We start from the raw sequence: 17,340 nt of genomic DNA on the forward strand, positions 1-17,340 counted from the left end.
CCCGTTCCTCGGGTGCGGGACCGTCGTGCGTCAGCTCAGCGGATCCAGCGTCAGATACGCCTGCTGCGGGCCGCCGTCATGGACCAGCGACTCCTGGTTGCCGACATCGTCGAAGGCGAACGCGTACGCCTTGCCGTCGGCCGTCTGCGCGTGGATCTTGCGCGCGTAGTGGTTGGTCACCGGGTCCTGGTAGAAGTTCGCCGTCGTGGTGTCCGGCTGGTTGGGGTTGACCAGCAGGGTCGAGCGGTTGAAACCGGCGCACAGCGTACGCGAGATCGGGCCGCGGACCTGGTCGTTGGGGGCGTCCAGCAGCTTGTGGCAGCCGAAGATGCTCGCGGCGTCCGGCTTCTGGAAACTCGTGACGACGGCGCCGGAGGAGTTGGTGAAGTTCATGACGTTGCCCGACACCCGGCCGAAGTACTTGGTGTTCGGCTGGTCGGCGAACGGTGTGACCGTCAGCGTCGACGTCGTGTACTTCTGCCAGACCCGGTTGACGTAGTCGTCCATCACGTTGGCCGGCAACGCCCCGGTCTCCACGCCGTACAGCGGGGACAGCGCGCGCAGCACGGTGCCGTCGGACCGCGTCTGGACGAGGTTGGCCCAGCCGCCAGGCTGTCCGCGCAGCGCTTTGAAGAAGCCGGTCCAGCCGCCGGACTTCAGATGCCCGGTGGTGCTGACGCCGCCGTCGGACCGCTGCACCCCGACCGCGTACGGCGCGGAGAACATGTCCACCTGGGTGCTGTTGAGCCACAGCCCGGAGTCGTTGAGCGTGTACTCCGACCAGTTGAAGAGGATGTTCCGGTTGGGGTCGGAGGGGTTCTGCACGGCCGGCTGCACCAGTCCGCCGGTGGTGAGCCTGAAGTCGAGCTTCTGACCGTAGGAGAAGTAGATCCGGCCGGAGAACTTCGGGATGCGGATGGTCGTGGACTGTCCGGGGGCCGGGCCGGATATCGCCGCGTCCGGCGCGGGAGTCGGCGGATTCCCGCCCGCCGGCCAGGCGTGGAAGGTGCCGTTCGCGTCGGCCCAGCCCTGCCGTCCCGAGGACAGCTGGGTGCCGAGGTCGTAGACGTAGACCGGTTCGGAGCGGCCCGAGTTGTTGGTGATCTTCAGGGGGATGGTGTCCGGCACGGCGGCACCGGCGCTTTCCGGTGCGCCGAGCACGAGCAGTCCGCCGAGCAGGGCCGCGGCGGCGGCCGGGGGCAGCGCCCGGCGCGTGAGCCTGTGAGGCACTCTCCACCTCCGTGTGGGGGTCGGGGTCGTACGGAATTGGTCCGTACCTGCTTGAGAGCGCTCTCAGCGTCGTGCCAGGGCGAGTGCATGTCAATGACATGGACGGGATTCGACCCGGGCGCCCGCCGTCGGGCGGGCGCCCGGGTCCGGCTCAGAAGGTCCGCTCGAGCAGGTCGAACAGCGCCGCCCAGTGCCGCTCGGCGGCCTTCCGGTCGTAGGCGGGTGTGTCCGCCTGGGTGTAGCCGTGGTGGGCGCCGGCGTAGACCTCGCAGGTGTGCCGCACCCCGGCGGTCGCGAGGGCCTCCTCGAAGCGTGCCACCTGCTCCGGGGGCAGCGACGGGTCCTCGTCCGCGTGCCCGAAGTACAGCTCCGCCCTGATGCGCGGCGCCTCCAGGTGCGGGCTCTCCGGGTCGTCGGTGGCGAGGCGCCCGCCGTGGAAGCCGGCCGCCGCCGCGACCCGGTCCGGGTGGGCGCCCGCGGTCCACAGAACCAGCCGGGCCCCCATGCAGTAGCCGGTCAGCGCGACCGGGCCGTCGGACACGAAGGGGCTGTCGGCCAGCCGGCGCAGATAGGCGTCCGCGTCCCGCTTGACCAGGTCCGGCGTCAGACCGGCCAGCAGCGGCCCGAGCCGCTCCCAGATGGCCGGGTCGGCGGCCGGGTCGATGAACTCGGGCAGGTCCACCACCGGCGCCCGGCCGGCCCGGTAGAACACGTTCGGCACCAGCACCGTGTAACCGGCGCCGGCCAGCCGGTCGGCCATCGCCCGCAGGTGCGGCCGCAGCCCGTACGCGTCCTGGTAGAACAGCACGCCCGGACGGGGGCGCCCGTCGGCCGGATGGACGAGGTAGGCGTCGGCCACGCCGTCCGCGGTCCGGACGTCGACAACGTTTCCCTGGACGTCGGTCATGGTGGTAAGGCTCTCCCTCGGAGAACGGGCGCCGGGGCGATGGTCCCCGGCGCCGCGGCTGCGGTCCATGCCGGCACGCCGGATCCGGAACCCCGGACCCGGCGTGCCGCGGGTTCACTCGAAGCGGCTGGGATCCCCGGCGCCCCACCGGACGATCTCCGCCTCCCCGCTGGAGAAGTCGACCACCGTCGTCGGCTCGGTGCCGCACTCACCCGAGTCGACCACGGCGTCCACCGCATGGTCGAGCCGGTCCTTGATCTCCCAGCCCTGGGTCAGCGGCTCCTCCTCGTCCGGCAGCAGCAGCGTGCTGGACAGCAGTGGCTCACCCAGCTCCGCCAGCAGCGCCTGGGTGACCACATGGTCGGGGATGCGCACGCCCACGGTCTTCTTCTTCGGGTGCAGCAGCTTGCGCGGCACCTCGCGGGTTGCGGGCAGGATGAACGTGTAACTGCCCGGCGTGGATGCCTTCACGGCCCGGAACACGTCGTTGTCCACCCGCACGAACTGGCCGAGCTGCGCGAAGTCACGGCACATCAGTGTGAAGTGGTGCCGGTCGTCCAGCCGGCGGATGGAACGGATCCGGTCCATGCCGTCCCGGCTGCCCAGCCGGCAGCCGAGCGCGTAACAGGAGTCGGTCGGGTATGCGATGAGTGCTTCCGAGCGCACCGCGTCGGCGATCTGCGCGATGCTGCGCGGCTGCGGGTTCTCGGGGTGCACGTCGAAGTACTTCGCCACCCGTCGAGCTTATGCCGTCCCGTGCGCCGCTCGCGCACCGCACCGCCCGTAGGTCCCCACCGGCACGGTGCTCCCGGGTACTACCTATGAGCACATACCTTTTTGACATGGGTATGGCGACATACCTACTCTGGGGTCATGTCCGGTTCCAGCGCTCCTCGGCGGGACGTCGACAGCGTCGCCTCGGCGCTCGCCGACGCCCTGCCCACGCTGTACCGGGCCCTGGACCGGCGGGTCGCGCGCGACTTCCCCCACCCCAAGCCGCCCGAGGGGCATCTCCACCTCCTCCGGTACGTCGCCGAGCACGAGGGCGCCACGGTCCGGGAGGCCGCCGGCGCCCTGCTGATGAAGCCGAACAACGTCAGCGCGCTGGTCACCCGGCTCACCGAGCAGGGCCTGCTGGAACGGAGGGAGGACAGCACCGACAAGCGGGTCGCACGGCTGCATCCGACGCCGCTGGCCCGACACCGCCTCGGCAAGGTGCGCGCGCTCCAGGTCTCCCACCTCACCGAGGCCCTGCTGTCGCTGACCGAGGGTGAGATGGACGCCCTGGGCTCCGCCATCGGCGCACTCGGCTCACTGCGGCACCGGCTGCACCCCGGCGTTCACTGACGCATCGGCTGCACCCCGGCGGTCACTCCGGTCGCCGAGCTTTCCGCCGAGGATGAGGGTGGCGGCGAGGGCGAGCAGATAGGCGTTGGTCACCACTGCAACTGGGCGGTGGACGCATGCAGTCGGCGGCCGATCTCGGGGTTGGCGATCGCGACGACGGGTCCGTCGAGCTGGACCATGAACAGTCCGAAGGCGACCGCGCAGAGGGTGAGCCAGGGGTTGGCGCGCCGCCGCGCGGCGGCGGTGGCCGGCGCCCCGCTCCGGCCGCGTGCGCACTGCTCCTCGGATCGTTCTCGGATCCCGCCTGCGTACCCGGCGGATTCCGGGGCATCCGACCTCTGAGCCGCCCAGGGCCTTCCCCCCGCCCCGGGCGCGGCATCTCCGCCGGCGGCCCATTCCCCCCCAGGCCGCCGGCGGAGCCCTGTCCGGCGGCACCGGCACCGGGCGCGCGCACGTACGCGCAGGCGCGGGCGGCCGGGATGCCGGTCGAATCGGCTCGTCACCTCGCCGCGGGCGCGGCGGGCAGATTGAACACGTGCCGCGGAGAGATGACCTTCGTGACGGCCTCGCCGATCAGCGTGCTCGGTTCGTCCTGGCCGTGGCCGATGTCGGTGTTGAGCAGCGCCACGACGCTCGTCCGGGTCGCGGGGAGGTAAATGGTCAGCGACTCGTAGCCGGGCAGTGAGCCGTTGTGGCCGATCCACCCCTGCACATTGAAGATGCCCAGCCCGTATCCGGTGTCCGGGATCGGCGTCGCCGGGGTGACCAGGCGCTGCTTCTGCGTGGCGGGACTGATCATCCGCTTGCCGTCGGGCAGTTGGCCGGTGGCGACCGTGGGCGCCCAGATGCGCAGGTCGTCCAGAGTGGAGATCATCGCTCCGGCGGCCCAGCCCCAGGACGGGTTCCAGCCCGCGGTCTCGGCGATCTTGCCGTCGGCCGTCTGATCGGTGTAACCCTGCGCGTGCGGCCGGGGGAACTCACTGCCGCTCGGGAAGAGCGTGTCCTTCATGCCGGCCGGATCGAGGATGTGCTCCTTGATGTAGTCCCCGAGGTGCTGACCGCTCTCCTTCTCCACCACCAGTCCGAGCAGGATCAGGTTGGTGTTGGAGTAGGAGAACTTCTGGCCCGGCTGGAACATCACCGGATGCTTGAAGGCGTAGGCGAGCAACTCCCGTGGCGTGAAGGGACGTCGGGGGTCGGAGGTCAGAGCCTTGAAGAAGCCGTTGTCCTCGGAGTAGTTGAACAGCCCGCTGCGCATGCCGGCCAGCTGCCGGAGCGTGATCCTGTCGCCGTTCGGTACGCCGTCGACGTACTTGCCGATCGGATCGTCCAGGCCGACCTTGCCCTGGTCGACCAGTTGCAGCAGCGCGCTGACGGTGAACGTCTTCGTCTCGCTGCCGATCCGCATGTACAGGTCCGGCGCCATCTTCCGTCCGGTCGCCTTGTCGGCGACCCCGAACGAACGGACGTAGCTCTTCTGGCCCGGCGTCCATACGCCGACGGTCACCCCCGGAATGTTCGCCTTGCGCATCACCTGCTGTACGCCCGCGTCGAGTTGACGTGCCACCTCGGGGGAGAGGGGGCGGACGTCCGGCCCCGCGGCCGACGGGCCGGGCGTGTCGGAGAGGTGCGCGGCCGGTACGGTGGCCGGCGCCGCCCCTGCCGTCAGCGGTACGAGCAGCGATCCCGTCAGCAGGGCGGTCATGGCTACCCGGCGCAGGGTTACGGACGTAGGCGACATGGGCTGACTCCAAGCACATGAGAGGCGACCGTGCGCTGGGCGGGGATGTCGGAGCCCGGACCTTCCCAGCATAGGAGCGCCGGTCCGGCACTGCCCGCCGGGCCGGGCGGGGGCGCGGCGCCGGGGAGCGCGGAGATCTGGGCGGGATGCTGGTCCGGCGGGCGCGGGGCCCCCTTCGCCGGGAGCGGCCTTCACCGACCCGATGAGCGCCCGAGCGTACGGCCCGGTCCTGACCGCCTCTGACCGGTTTCGCCCGGCTCCTGCGCCGCTACCGCCCGCACAGCGGCGCGAGTACCGCCAGCGTGCCGTTGGCCTGTTGCAACGCCTCCTCCAGGGCGCCGGGCGCATGGAGCGTGCCGGTGCCGTCGGGCGGTACGAGCCACTCCAGGAAGCGGGCCGGCCGGTACGGCGGCGGCACGGCGATCCAGGATCCCTTCGTCGCGTAGCGCAGACCGGCGCCCACCCAGCCCCCCGCCGGGTCGGGCGGCAGGAAGAACCCGACCCGCCCCGCCGCCGTGTCCACCAGCGTCGGCCCCGGCACCGGCAGGTCCGGCCGCCACAACAGGTCCAGGGTGAGCAGTCCCAGCCGGTCGGGGACGCTCAGCACGTCCCAGTACCGGCCCGCCTCCAGCAGCGCGATGCCTTCGCCGTGATCCCACTCCCACTTGCAGGCGCGCGGGTCGGCCGACGCCGCGGCCAGCCACTCCACGCTCCGCATCCACATCGTGTTCGTCATGCACCGCTCCGGGTGTCCTCGCTCGCCTGCCCGAGTGCAGGGAACGTCCGTGACCGGGCTTTTCCCGCGTTCGCACGCCAACCCGGCATATGCATCGTGGTAGATATTTCTATGGTGCGGAAGGGGTGGCGCGGCCTGGCGTTTGAGGTGGGGCGTTCGAACTCCGTCTGCCGGTTCGTCAGTGGGAGCAGGGGGACGCGTCACCCGTTCGTGATCATCCGGCGCGGACGGGCTCGATCCAGGCGCGGGCGCGCGCCGCGCGGGGCGCCGACATCGACGGGCACGAGGAGGCCGGAGGCTGCCCCGGCGACACAGGGCACCGGGGGACGCCCGCGAGATCCGCGCCGTCCCGGACGGCCCTCCCCGTACTCGCGCCCGTCCGAGCTTCGGCCTGCTCGCACCGTGGTTTGCCCGAGCCTCGGCCTGCTCGCACCGTGGTTTGCCCGAGCTTCGGCTGCCCGTTCCGCGGCCTGCCCGTACGCCGGCATCCGCTCGCACCGCTTCCCGTGGACGCGGGACGCGGGACGCGGGACGTGGGACGCGGGACGGCCGTGGGACGCGGGACGGCCGTGGGACGCGGGCCGGCGGGCGCGTGCCCTGCGGAGCCGGCTCAGGTGGCCGGCGGGCGCATGTCCTGCGGAGCCGGCTCAGGTGGCCGGCGGGCGCATGTCCTGCGGAGCCGGCTCAGGTGGCCGGCGGCTCGGGTGCCAGCACCAGCATGGTGGCGTCGTCGCGGACCTTGTAGCGCCGCCGTCCCAGGTCCGCCCACACCGCGGCGGGCAGCTCGGTGGACGGGGTGGCGGTCAGGGCGGCCAGCCGCTCCGGCAGGGGGTAGAAGGCGTCGTCGGCGCCTCGGGCCTCCCACACTCCGTCGGAGGCCAGGAACAGCCGGCTGCCCGGGCCGAGCGCCACCGTGACCTCCTTCGGCGGTTCGACGCCGACCAGCCCGATGCCCAGTGGCGGACCGGGTGTGACGATCACCTCCCTGGCTTCTCCCTCGCACAACAGGACGGGCGCGGGATGACCGCAGGCCAGCACCCGCACCGCGGCCGTGTCGACGGCGAACTCCACCAGCAGGGCCGTCGCGAAGAGCTCCGCGTGCCGTGCGTCCACCGAGTCCACCGCCAGCCGGCGGTCGAGCCGGGCCGCCACCGACTCCAGGTCCGGCTGGTCCAGTGCGGCCTCCCGGAACGCCCCCAGCAGCGACACCACCGTGGCGACCGCCTTCAGACCGTGCCCCTGCACATCACCCATCACCGCGCGCACGCCGTACGGCCCCGCCCGCACGTCGAAGAAGTCCCCGCCCACCAGCGTCCCGTCCTGGGCGGCGCGGTAGTAGGTCGCGCACCGGACCCCTCCGACCCGGTCCGGCAGTGGCGGGAGCACGGCTTGCTGCACCGCCTCGCTGATCGCCCGCTCCGTGTGCAGCTGGGCGTCCCGGTGGCTGCGGACGTAGGAGACGAACACGCTCAGCGCGACCACGAACACGATGGTGAGCAGGTCGGTGTTGCCGGGGCGGTTCAGATGCGCGGCCGGGAGGTTCAGCACCACGACCACCCCCATGCCGAGGAGCCCGGTCATCACCGGGCCGTACGACAGGACCGCCAGCGGCGGGATCGCACCCAGCAGGAAGCCGAGATCGTGCGCATGGGGCGTGATCAGCGTGGCCGAGCCGACGACGACGAGCAGCAGCACGGGCAGCACACGCACCCACCACGGCGGCGGCGCTCCCCGCAGCCAGCCGCGATTTCGGTCCCCGTGCGACGACCAGCCGCGCACCGATCCCACATCCCCAAGCTACGCCGACGCCCCGCACCCCGCGAAGAAGCGGTGACCGCCCGCCCGACCGTTCCCTGGGTCTGTGAGCACCACACCCGAGGCGGACGAGAGGGGAGGCGAGCGTCATGCGGATCATCACCCTCACGGGCCGCCCACGTCTCATGCGCCGGGCATGGCCATGAGAGGGGAGGCGAGCGTCATGCGGATCACCATCCTCACGGGCTGTCCGCGTCTCATGCCCCGGGCGTGACAGGTCCGGGCTCCGGCCGGGAGCGCCGCGCCCCCGCGCATCCCGGAGGAGTCCCTGACCGAGCTGTTCATCCGCCCGTCCGACGGAAGCAGTGCTCACTTGTCCGTACCTGTCTCGTACCGTGCCCCCGGCGTCGTCGGCCCCATTGCTCACCAGCGACTCGGCAGCCCTCGCGCCCACGGCCGCGCGCGAGTCCTCGGGCCCACGGCCGCGCGCGGCGCCGCGGGTAGCCCGGTGGGCCGGTGCGCCGGGGCGGCCCGGGAACTGTCCGGCCGATCATGAGGTGAATACTCCCGGCTCGTGATGGATCACGGTATTGCTCTGCCCTGCCACCGGCTCCATGTCGTTCCCGCGGTCGTGGCACCGGCCACAACGCCTCTTGCCGACCGGCAGATGCGCCACTAGCGTCCGCTGCCCGCCAGCCGCGCCTCCGCCGCGGCCAGGATCTCGGTGACCCGGAGGCCGAACGCGGCGTCGCAGGAGTGCGGGCGGCCCGTGCGGGCGGCCCGCACCAGTGCGTCGGCTGCCCGGGAGAGCGCCGGGACCGCGCCTTCCGAACTCCCCGGCAGCACCGATACGCCCGCCTCGCCGCGCAGCTCCACATCGGCCCCGGCCGCCGCGGGGGGAGCCGTCAGGCTCAGCGTGAGCGTGCTCGACGCGCCGGTGGCATGGTCGAGCACCAGGTGGACGGTGTCCGCCGGACCGTGCGCCGCCGCCATGACCTGCCGTACGTCACCCAGGACCGGCAGCAGGACCGACAGGGCGTGCGGACCGACGTCCCACAGCGCGCCCTTCTCCCGCCGCCACGGCGAGGCCGCGAACGGACTGTCGCTGGTGAACACCGCCCCGAGCCACTGCGCCCGCGCCGTGAACCAGCCCGACACGGCGGCCTGTTCCTCGATCCATGCCTCCGGCTCCTTCTGGAAGCGCGCGGTGAAGAACACCACCGACGCCACCCCGGCCCGCTCCACCGCCTCCGCCACGGCCCGCCCCTCGGCGACCGCCACCGCCAGCGGCTTGTCCAGCAGCAGATGGCGGCCCGCGTCGGCCGCCCGCACCGCCATCTCGGCCTGCACCGAGGGAGGCAGGGCCACCGCCACCGCGTCCACGTCGGCGAGCAGTGTGTCCACGTCGGCGTACGCGGTGACGTCGTACCGCTCCGCCAGCGCCGTGGCCGCCTCCGGCCTGCGCCCCCACACCCCCGCGAACTCCAGGCCGGTGTGCCCGGCCAGGGCGGGGGCGTAGGCCGCCCGTGCCCATGGGCCCGTGCCCAGCAGTCCGATGCGCATGTCGCGTTCCTTTCTCCGGGCCGATCCCCGCGCCCTCACGATGCCGTGCTCCGGTCGCCCTCCGCACACCTGCGACCCGCATCACCGTGCCCGGCGAGCCAGTCGGCGATGGTGGCGGCGATCGGCTGGCCGGTGTCCATCTCGACGAACCCGAACTGGCCGGACTGGTTGCACTCCAGGAACCACCAGATCCCGTCGGCGTCCTCCGCGAAGTCGAATGCGCCGTAGGCGAGTTCGGCCTCGGTCAGGTAGCGCAGCACGCTTTCGGCGACCCGCGGCGGCACGTCCGCGGGCAGCCAGGGGGAGACCGACGGGGCGAAGCGGACGTCCACGTCGTCCGGGTGGGCGTCCGGATCGGCGGGCTTGCGCGCGGCCAGCAGCGTGCCGCCGACCACGGTGAGCCGGATGTCGGCCCGCTTGGCGATCCGCCGTTGCAGCAGGGTGGGCCCGTAGGCCACCGCGGTGAAGTCGGCGTCCGGTGCGACCCGGCTGGTCGGCACCGCCCGGGGCGGCTCCTGGGGATGCGCCCCGGAGACCGGTTTGACCACCAGGTCCGGGAAACGTTCCGCGAACTCCCGTGCCGCCTGCGGGAACGTGGTGATCAGGGTGGCCGGTACGGCGAGGCCGCTGTGCTGGGCGAGATGCAGCTGCCAGGGCTTGTGCCGGGCGCGGCGGGCGGCGTCCGGATGGTTCATCCAGCGGGCGTCGGTACAGCGCAGCATGCCGTACAGCGCCTGCGAGGACTCCTCCGTCAGCCAGGCGGACGGCTGGGTGGCGCGGGCGGCCGGCTGTCCCGGTCTGCGTACCCAGATCGAGCGCAGTCCGTTCATGCTGACCAGGCGCCCGCCGACGGACAGGTGTCCCCGGCGGGCGCCCTGCACGTATTCGCCCGACAGCGCCACCCCGTTGGTGAGGTCGGCGGGGTCGAGCCGGACGACGGGCACGCCGGCCTCGGTCAGCCGGAGGACCACCATGTCCGCCGTCACGTCTTCCTGACTGGTCAGGATGAGCACGGTCATCTGTCGCAGCCCGTGGTTCAGTCGTCGAAGTGCGTCTTGGAACCGGCGGTCGAGGTCGTGGTTCCGAGTGCTCTCAAGGTCGCGTGGTCGGTGGCGGCGATCCGCCCGTCCGGGAGGACGTTCAGTTGCAGTCCGGAGTCGTACGCGTACGGTGCGGTGACGTCCAACTGCACAGCGGGCCGCGCGTAGTTGAGCGTGAACGGTTGCATGGTCTCTCCCTGATTAGGCTTTCACGTCCTTATACGAGTCGAACGGGTGAATGGTTTCCTTACTTTCCGTGACCGCGGCTCGGGGAGGGCGCCTCGGGGCTCTCACCCCGCGAGTGCTCCCCGGGCGGCGGCCAGGGCCTGTTCGGCGTACCCGCGCCCGAACAGCACCACGTGCACCAGCAGGGGGAAGAGCTGGTGCAGCGCCACCCGGTCGCGCCAGCCGTCGGCCAGGGGCGCCACCTGCCGGTAGCCCGTGAGTACCCGTTCCAGGTGGGGACAGCCGAACAACTGGAGCATCGCCAGGTCGGTCTCACGGTGTCCACCGTGCGCGGCCGGGTCGATGAGCCGGACCTCCTCGTCGGCGCCCCACAGCACGTTGCCGTTCCACAGGTCGCCGTGCAGCCGGGCGGGCGGTTCGGCCGGGCCCGCCAGCTCCGGCAGCCGCGCGCAGACCCGCTCGAACACGGCCGCCTCGGCCGGGCGGAGCGTGCCGCGGCCGACCGCGGCACGCACGTAGGGGAGCACGCGGTGCTCGGCGTACCAGCGCGGCCAGTCGGCACCCGGCGCGTTGCGCATGGGGGCGCGGCCGATGTAGGCGTCCGCCGGGCCGCCGGGCGGTGGTGACCCGAAATGGGGGGCGCCGGCCGCGTGGAGCGCGGCCAGGGCGTGGCCGAAACGCAACGCCGCCTCGGGGGACGGAGACCCGGTGGGCACCCGCTCGGTCACCATCCAGTGCTCGTCGTGCCCGAGCACCGCCGGTACCCGGACCGCGTCCGCGGCGGCCAGCCAGCGCAGTCCCGCCACCTCGGCGCGTATCGCCCCGGACCCGTCAGCACGTTTGACCATCACCGGTGTCCCGCCGTCGAGCAGCACTTCCGCGGGGGAGCCCGACGACGGTCGGCCCCCGGTCGCGGGGCGCCCGGTGAGCCGGGACGCCACCTGTCCTGGATCCTCTTCTCGGTAGACCACGGCACCAGGGTAGGGCCCGCAAAAGGGGCCCTCCGTCGGGTAGTTCGACCTTTGATACGACTGATTTCAGCCAAACCCGGGCAGTTACTACCCGTGGTGATCCAGTACGGCTAGCGTGAGGGCGCCGCATCGCCACACCGGGGGCACAAGGCCCCGCAGGGACTAGCGCGCGGCGGAGGATTTCCCCCGTGACCACAGCATCCGTGCTGATGGCCGACGTCTTCGAAGTCCAGCCGTACACCTCCCACTGCGAGGTCATCCTCGATGAGGGTGCTCACGCCGTGATCGGTGTGTCCCCGGGCAACAGCTACTTTTCCGCCCGGCGCCTGCACGACCTCGCCCGCTGGGGGCTGGACCACTTCGACCGGGTCGACTTCGTCTATACCGACCTGTACGTCGCCGAGATGTACGAGGCCTCCGGCTATCCGCCGGAGGAGGCCCGTCGCAAGGCCGTCAAGAATCTGCGCGGGGTGCGCGCCAAGGTCCGTGACGCCGTGTCGGCGGCCGACCCGGGCGGCACCCGGCTGGACTGGCATCCGATGTCGGAGTTCCGCACCAATCCCGCCTACCAGGAGATCCACCGGCACCTGCAGGCGCGGCTGGTCTCCGACGGTGCCTTCCGCGGCGTGTGCGAAGCCCTGGTGAATCGTTTCCTCACCGCGCGCGGCGAGACGCCGAGCGAGCGGCAGCGCGCCGTGTGCCTGGAGTACGTGTGCGCCGAGGCCCCGCTGTTCCTGGACACCCCGGCGATCCTCGGCGTGCCCTCCTCGCTCAACTGCTACCACCAACTCCTGCCGATGGCCGAACTGCTGTACTCCCGTGGGGCCGGTCTGCGCGCCTCCCGCAACCAGGGCCACGCCATCGTCACCCCCGCCGCCGTCGAAGGAGCCGCGCTGTGACCACCGCACCCGACACCCGCACCGACCACCCCCCTTTGCCCGATTTCCCATTTTCCTGGGACGGCACCCGGGTGCCCGCCGAGGTCGGGGAACTGCGCGCCACCACCCCCGTGCGGCGCGTGCGGACCATCGCCGGCGACACGGCATGGCTGGTGTCGTCGTACGAGCTGTGCGCGCAGGTCCTGAAGGACGACCGGTTCTCCCTCAAGGACACCTCCGCACCCGGCGTTCCCCGGCAGTACGCGCTCACGATCCCGCCCGAGGTCGTGAACAACATGGGCAACATCACCGGGGCGGGGCTGCGCCGCGCGGTGATGAAGACGCTCAACCCCAAGGCGCCGGGCCTCATGGAGTGGCTGCGCGCCGAGGCCCACCGCCTGGTCGACCTGATCGTCGCCGACGGGCCGACGGCCGATCTGCGCGGGGCCTTCTGCGAGCCGTACTCGGCCGGGATGCACTGCCGCATCCTCGGTATCCCGCAGGCCGAGGCCCCGGCCTTCCTGCGCAGCCTGGACATCGCCTTCATGAACTCCGCGTGCCCGATCACCGGCGCGCGCCTCAACTGGGACCGGGACATCGCCCGGATGACGGCCCTGCTCGACGACCCGGCCACGCACGGCCTGATGGGCGAGCTCGCCGCCCTGCGTGACGACCCCGACTACGCGCACCTCAGCGACGAGATGCTGGCCACCGTCGGCGTCACCATGTTCGGCGCCGGCACCATCTCCACCTCGGGCTTCCTCGCCATGGCCCTGGTCTACCTGCTCACCCACCCCATCGCCCGCGATCTGCTGCGGGACCGGCCCGAGCTGATCGGCCCGGGCGTGGAGGAGCTGCTGCGGGTGAACCTTTCCATCGGCGACGCCCTGCCCCGCCTCGCCCTCGACGACGTCCGGCTCGGCGACGTCGACATACGCGCGGGCGAACTCGTCCTCGTCCTGGTGGAGGGCGCCAATCTCGACCCGGAGAAGTTCCCCGACCCGCACCGCTTCGACGTCCACCGTGACAACACCGCCGACCACCTCTCCTTCGGCGGCGGCGCGCACTACTGCCCCGCGACCGCGCTCGGCCGCGCGCACGCCCGCATCGCACTGGAGGTCCTGCTCGACCGCCTGCCGGACCTGGCGCTCGCCGTCCCGCCGGGCCAACTGGTCTGGCGCACCGGGTTCATGAAGCGCATTCCCGAGCGGCTGCCGGTGACCTGGTAGCCCACGGCACCTCGCCACCCGTACGGCGTCCCCGGCCCGGCACCCCGGGCGGGGCCGCATGCGGCCGACGGACCCTCAGCGGCCGACCGGATGCGCTCGCCGGGTCAGTCCCACCGGATTCCCGGGCGGCAACAGCTCCGCCTCCTCCACCGTGCGGGCCAGCGGCTCCAGCAGCGCGGCCAGGCGCGCGCCGCGTTCGGCACCCAGCACGGTCCACGGTCCCTCGGCCGCCGCGTCGGTGAGCGCCTCGACCTCCGCGCGCAGGGCACGCCCCGCGGACGTGAGCGATCCGTCGGCCGCGAGCCGGCCCTGCGCGCGCAGCCGGCCCTCGGCCGCCGCCCAGTCCTCCCGCGCCCACTTCCGGGTCTCGCGCAGGAAGGAACCGTCGGACTCGCCGGCCGCCGCCTTGAGCACCATCGCCTCGACCGGCCCGAGCCCCAGGCTCACCAGCACCGCCACATGGGAGTCCCCCCGGTGTTCGCGCAGGGTCGTCAGGGCCTGCCACAGGCGCGCGGCCGGCCGGTCCGGCCGCTCCAGTGCCTGGTTGGCGGCGGCCAGCACCCGGCCCGTGGTGTCCGCGCCGGCGGCGGCCTCCCAGGCGAGGTCCGCGGTCTGCGTGAACGCGGCGGAACCGACGGTGTCCGCCCCGAACAGCCGCGTCATCGCCGCGTCCATCGCCTCCCAGCGGGCCGCCAGCACCTCCGCCGGAGCGGCGTACGCCCAGGCGTCCGGCAGTGCACGGGCCACGCGCGAGGGGTGGAAGACGAAGAAACAGCTGCTCACCACCGCGGGGTGCGCGGCGCCGAGCGGGGCGGCCCGCAGCGCGAAGTAGCCCATCCAGTACCCGCGCATCCCGAGGCCGTCCGCCGCACGGCGTGCCTCAGGTGCGAAGTAGACGAGGTCGTGCACCGGCTCGTACCGCTCCCACAGGGCCCGCGCCATCGTCTCCGCCACCGCTTCCTCCCACCGCGTCCGCCTGCCGTGCTGCCGGCCACCAGCCTGCGCTATGACGGCTGTCATAACAAGGGGTGGCGGCGATCACGGGCGGCTTTCGGGCACGGTGAGCGGAGCCGGTCGTGCCCGGCGGCCCGGCATCACCCGGCGCCGACACGGACGCGGCCGACGGCGTTGCCGAGCAGTTCGGTGAACCACATCGCACGGCCGGGCCCGGCCGTCAGTCCGGGGGGCACCTTCTCGGCGCCGTCCGGCACCGGGAAGGCGGTGACCGTGCCGGTCGCGGTGATCCGTCCGATACGGCCGGCCTGGTCGGCGTACCAGACGTGGCCGTCCGGCCCGCGGGTGATGCTGCCCGGCAGACTGTCCGCGCCGGGCAGCGGGAACCGGTTGAGGTGCCCGGTGTAGTCGACCCGGTAGGCCGCGTGCTCGCCGGACGCGGTGAACCACATGCCACCCGGCCCGGCGACGATGCCGCCGGGGAAACCGGCCCCGCCGGGCAGCGGGAACTCCGTGATCCGCCCGGCGGCGGTGATCCGCCCGACCTTGCCGCCGCCCAGCTCGGTGAACCACAGGGCGCCGTCCCCGCCTGCCGCGATGGAGTGGGGTGCGCAGTCCGCGGTGGGCACCGGATACTCGGTGACCCGGCCCGCGGCCGTGATCCGGCCGATCCGGTTGCCGGTCACCTCGGTGAACCACAGGGCCCCGTCCGGGCCGAGCGCGATTCCGGCCGGGCCCCCGCCGGCCGTCGGCAGCGGGAACTCGGTGAGCCGGCCGGAGGGCGTGACGCGGCCGATCAGCCCGGCTGTGGTCTCGGTGAACCACAGGGCACGGTCCGGCCCCTGGACGATCTCGGCCGGCCCGGTGTCGGGGCCGGAGGTCGGGAAGTCGGTGACGGTGCCGTCGGCCGTCATCCGCCCGATGCGTCCGGCGCCGTGCTCCGCGAACCACAGCGCGCCGTCCGGGCCGCCGGTGATGCCCGCGGGAGCGGCCGCGGCCGTCGTGGTGACCGGATACTCCGTCACCGTCTCCGCCCCCGCGCGGGCGGGGGCGCAGACGACGGCGACGGCGAGCGGAGCACCGGCCCACGCGGCGGCCAGCCGCCGGGCCTTGGGTCCGCGGAGGGCGTTCGCGGGCATGGAGCTCTCCTCAGGTACGACTCGATCACTCGGGCAGGCGTGCGGTCGCGTCGGCCATTGAGCCGGACGAGGGGTCGCGAGGCGGCCGCGCTGGGGCAGACGGGTGGCGTGATGACCCGGCTGGGCGGCCCGGATGGTGGGAGCCGGGGGCCTCACTGACGGTGGTTCATGTCGAGGCCGGGTCCAACCAGCTGATGAGGTATCCGCTGCCCGGTCACGGCGGAAGGACATCACTATGCGCTCTGCCCGCACGCTCCTGGCGACGGCGGCAGCCACAGCCGCCCTCGCCTTTGCGACGCCCGCCGCCGCGTTCGCAGTTCCGGCCGAGCACGACGGCGGCCGTGACGACTCCTCGTACAGCAAGGAGCACGACAGCGAATCCGGCCGCGACAAGGGATCCGACAGCGACTCCGACAAGGACTACGGCAACAAGCGCGACGGCGGGGGTGAACACGACGGACCGCACGGCGGAATGCACACGGGTGGCGGAGCTCTCGCCGCGGTGAGCAGCGGCGACTGGGGTTCGGGTGAAGACGACAGCCGGTTCGATCCCGAGAGCTACCGGGACAAGGGCAGTGACGGCGGCGGCGAGGACCGGAGCGAGAAGGGCGGCAAGGGGGACAAGGGGGACAAGGGAGACAAGGGCGGCAAGAGTGAGTGGGACGAAGAGGAGGAGGGCCGTGACAAGCCGCGCGGTGGCATGCACACCGGCGGCGGAGCGCTCGCCGCACCCGGTGTCACCGCCGGCGGCCTCGCCGTGCTGGCGGTAGGCGCCACCGGCGTGTACGCGCTGCGCCGCAAGAAGGCCGCCGCGCCGGCGTCCTGACGGGCCACTACGTCGCAGGGGCTGCGGACGCCGCCGGCGCGCCGGCCGTGCCGGCGGTCCGCGTCCCCTGCGCCCCCCCGGGACGCCGGTCCGCGTCCCCTGCGCCCCCCGAGACGCCGATCCCGCTCCTCCTGCCCTGCCTGATCCCCGTGCTGCCGTGACCCGAGTGAGGTGGTTCCGATGGCAGCAGATTCCCCCTCGACCCCCGCCGGCTCCGGCCGCGGCGGACGGCTGACGCTGTGGGGTGTGGCGGCCGTCTTCCTGGCCGTCAGCATGTTCGGCAATCATCAGCAGCCGGACGGCGTACCGGAGACGCACCGGGCCTCGGGCGCGGGTGCCGGGGCAGCCACGTCGGCCGATCCGAGGCAGACCGGCGAGGGGCTCTCCCGGTCCGCACCGACGCGCCTGCACATCCCCAGGATCGCGGTGGACGCCCCCTTCACCACCCTGTCCATCGGCGCCTCGGGCCAGTTGCAGCCCCCGCCCGCCGCCGACACCAACCTCGTCGGCTGGTACGCCGACGGTGTCTCGCCCGGCGAGTCGGGCACCGCGATCATCGCCGGCCACGTCGACACGGTGACCTCCCCGGCCGTCTTCGCCCACCTCGACGAGCTGGAGCCCGGCGACCGCTTCTCCGTGGAGCGGGCCGACGGGAGCACGGCGGACTTCGTCGTGGACGACTCCGAGACCTTCGCGAAGGACGATTTCCCCAGCGACCGGGTGTACGAGGACGCCGAGCGCCCCGAGGTCCGGCTCATCACCTGCGCCGGTGACTACGACCGCACGGTGCGGGACTACACCGACAACCTGGTCGTCTTCGCCCACCTGGTGTGAGCCG

At 72.8% G+C, this 17,340-nt stretch carries 17 protein-coding genes and 1 pseudogene; 5 read left to right on the plus strand and 13 right to left on the minus strand.

Annotated elements, in window-relative coordinates; all coding sequences use genetic code 11:
• Positions 1–30: 30 nt before the first annotated feature.
• The 3 genes from ACIGYR_RS14510 to ACIGYR_RS14520 form a co-directional block, all read right to left on the minus strand.
• Positions 31–1,230: a glycoside hydrolase family 64 protein gene (locus tag ACIGYR_RS14510; protein ID WP_399599042.1), complete on the minus strand. Its 1,200-nt coding sequence runs from the start codon at positions 1,228–1,230 to the stop codon at positions 31–33.
• A gap of 151 nt (positions 1,231–1,381) precedes the next feature.
• On the minus strand, positions 1,382–2,137 hold the full coding sequence (locus tag ACIGYR_RS14515; RefSeq protein WP_399599045.1) for a dienelactone hydrolase family protein: 756 nt from the start codon (positions 2,135–2,137) through the stop codon (positions 1,382–1,384).
• Between the two features lie 114 nt (positions 2,138–2,251).
• Positions 2,252–2,872 (minus strand): L-threonylcarbamoyladenylate synthase, encoded by a 621-nt coding sequence (locus tag ACIGYR_RS14520; RefSeq protein ID WP_391843050.1) that lies wholly within the window; start codon positions 2,870–2,872, stop codon positions 2,252–2,254.
• 138 nt (positions 2,873–3,010) lie between these two features.
• Between ACIGYR_RS14520 and ACIGYR_RS14525 the strand changes: the two genes are divergently transcribed.
• Entirely contained in the window at positions 3,011–3,484 is a 474-nt protein-coding gene (locus tag ACIGYR_RS14525) for a MarR family winged helix-turn-helix transcriptional regulator (protein WP_399599048.1), read from the plus strand.
• 15 nt (positions 3,485–3,499) lie between these two features.
• Here ACIGYR_RS14525 and ACIGYR_RS14530 read toward each other — a convergent pair.
• The 8 genes and pseudogenes from ACIGYR_RS14530 to ACIGYR_RS14565 form a co-directional block, all read right to left on the minus strand.
• Positions 3,500–3,783, minus strand: a pseudogene (locus ACIGYR_RS14530) (hypothetical protein); the annotation flags it as partial.
• A gap of 200 nt (positions 3,784–3,983) precedes the next feature.
• A complete protein-coding gene (locus tag ACIGYR_RS14535; RefSeq protein WP_399599051.1) occupies positions 3,984–5,225 on the minus strand; it encodes a serine hydrolase domain-containing protein in 1,242 nt (413 codons plus the stop codon).
• A gap of 268 nt (positions 5,226–5,493) precedes the next feature.
• Positions 5,494–5,961 (minus strand): hypothetical protein, encoded by a 468-nt coding sequence (locus ACIGYR_RS14540; protein ID WP_391843044.1) that lies wholly within the window; start codon positions 5,959–5,961, stop codon positions 5,494–5,496.
• A 684-nt stretch (positions 5,962–6,645) separates the two neighbouring features.
• Positions 6,646–7,749 carry a PP2C family protein-serine/threonine phosphatase gene (locus ACIGYR_RS14545; protein WP_399599055.1) on the minus strand — a complete coding sequence of 368 codons (1,104 nt, stop codon included), beginning with the start codon at positions 7,747–7,749 and terminating at the stop codon, positions 6,646–6,648.
• A gap of 642 nt (positions 7,750–8,391) precedes the next feature.
• Positions 8,392–9,279, minus strand: coding sequence for a Gfo/Idh/MocA family protein (locus ACIGYR_RS14550; protein ID WP_399599058.1), 888 nt, complete (start codon positions 9,277–9,279; stop codon positions 8,392–8,394).
• A 35-nt stretch (positions 9,280–9,314) separates the two neighbouring features.
• Entirely contained in the window at positions 9,315–10,298 is a 984-nt protein-coding gene (tgmB, locus tag ACIGYR_RS14555) for an ATP-grasp ribosomal peptide maturase (RefSeq protein WP_399599060.1), read from the minus strand.
• 17 nt (positions 10,299–10,315) lie between these two features.
• A complete protein-coding gene (gene tgmA, locus ACIGYR_RS14560; protein ID WP_014670659.1) occupies positions 10,316–10,507 on the minus strand; it encodes a putative ATP-grasp-modified RiPP in 192 nt (63 codons plus the stop codon).
• Between the two features lie 102 nt (positions 10,508–10,609).
• The gene (locus tag ACIGYR_RS14565; protein WP_399600206.1) at positions 10,610–11,446 is read right to left on the minus strand and encodes a fructosamine kinase family protein; all 837 of its coding nucleotides are present in this window, start codon (positions 11,444–11,446) and stop codon (positions 10,610–10,612) included.
• Between the two features lie 218 nt (positions 11,447–11,664).
• On the opposite strand from ACIGYR_RS14565, the gene ACIGYR_RS14570 reads away from it, so the two are divergent.
• Together ACIGYR_RS14570 and ACIGYR_RS14575 are read left to right on the plus strand one after the other, a co-directional pair.
• Complete coding sequence (locus ACIGYR_RS14570) at positions 11,665–12,375, plus strand: tRNA-dependent cyclodipeptide synthase (RefSeq protein ID WP_391843036.1); 711 nt, start codon at positions 11,665–11,667, stop codon at positions 12,373–12,375.
• The gene (locus tag ACIGYR_RS14575; protein ID WP_399599064.1) at positions 12,372–13,583 is read left to right on the plus strand and encodes a cytochrome P450; all 1,212 of its coding nucleotides are present in this window, start codon (positions 12,372–12,374) and stop codon (positions 13,581–13,583) included. The genes ACIGYR_RS14570 and ACIGYR_RS14575 overlap by 4 nt, the downstream gene beginning before the upstream one ends.
• 75 nt (positions 13,584–13,658) lie before the next feature.
• On the opposite strand, the gene ACIGYR_RS14580 is transcribed toward ACIGYR_RS14575, so the two are convergent.
• Together ACIGYR_RS14580 and ACIGYR_RS14585 are read right to left on the minus strand one after the other, a co-directional pair.
• Positions 13,659–14,537, minus strand: a complete 879-nt coding sequence (locus tag ACIGYR_RS14580; RefSeq protein ID WP_399599066.1) for a hypothetical protein — start codon at positions 14,535–14,537, stop codon at positions 13,659–13,661.
• A gap of 140 nt (positions 14,538–14,677) precedes the next feature.
• On the minus strand, positions 14,678–15,676 hold the full coding sequence (locus ACIGYR_RS14585) for a hypothetical protein (protein ID WP_399599068.1): 999 nt from the start codon (positions 15,674–15,676) through the stop codon (positions 14,678–14,680).
• Positions 15,677–15,911: 235 nt separating this feature from the next.
• Between ACIGYR_RS14585 and ACIGYR_RS14590 the strand changes: the two genes are divergently transcribed.
• Both ACIGYR_RS14590 and ACIGYR_RS14595 read left to right on the plus strand, forming a co-directional pair.
• The gene (locus ACIGYR_RS14590) at positions 15,912–16,502 is read left to right on the plus strand and encodes a hypothetical protein (RefSeq protein WP_399599070.1); all 591 of its coding nucleotides are present in this window, start codon (positions 15,912–15,914) and stop codon (positions 16,500–16,502) included.
• Between the two features lie 180 nt (positions 16,503–16,682).
• Positions 16,683–17,336 (plus strand): class F sortase, encoded by a 654-nt coding sequence (locus ACIGYR_RS14595; RefSeq protein WP_391843026.1) that lies wholly within the window; start codon positions 16,683–16,685, stop codon positions 17,334–17,336.
• The last annotated feature ends 4 nt before the right edge of the window (positions 17,337–17,340 follow it).

The organism is Streptomyces sp. NPDC053076 (assembly GCF_044546845.1).
In the GTDB taxonomy this organism is placed as follows: domain Bacteria; phylum Actinomycetota; class Actinomycetes; order Streptomycetales; family Streptomycetaceae; genus Streptomyces.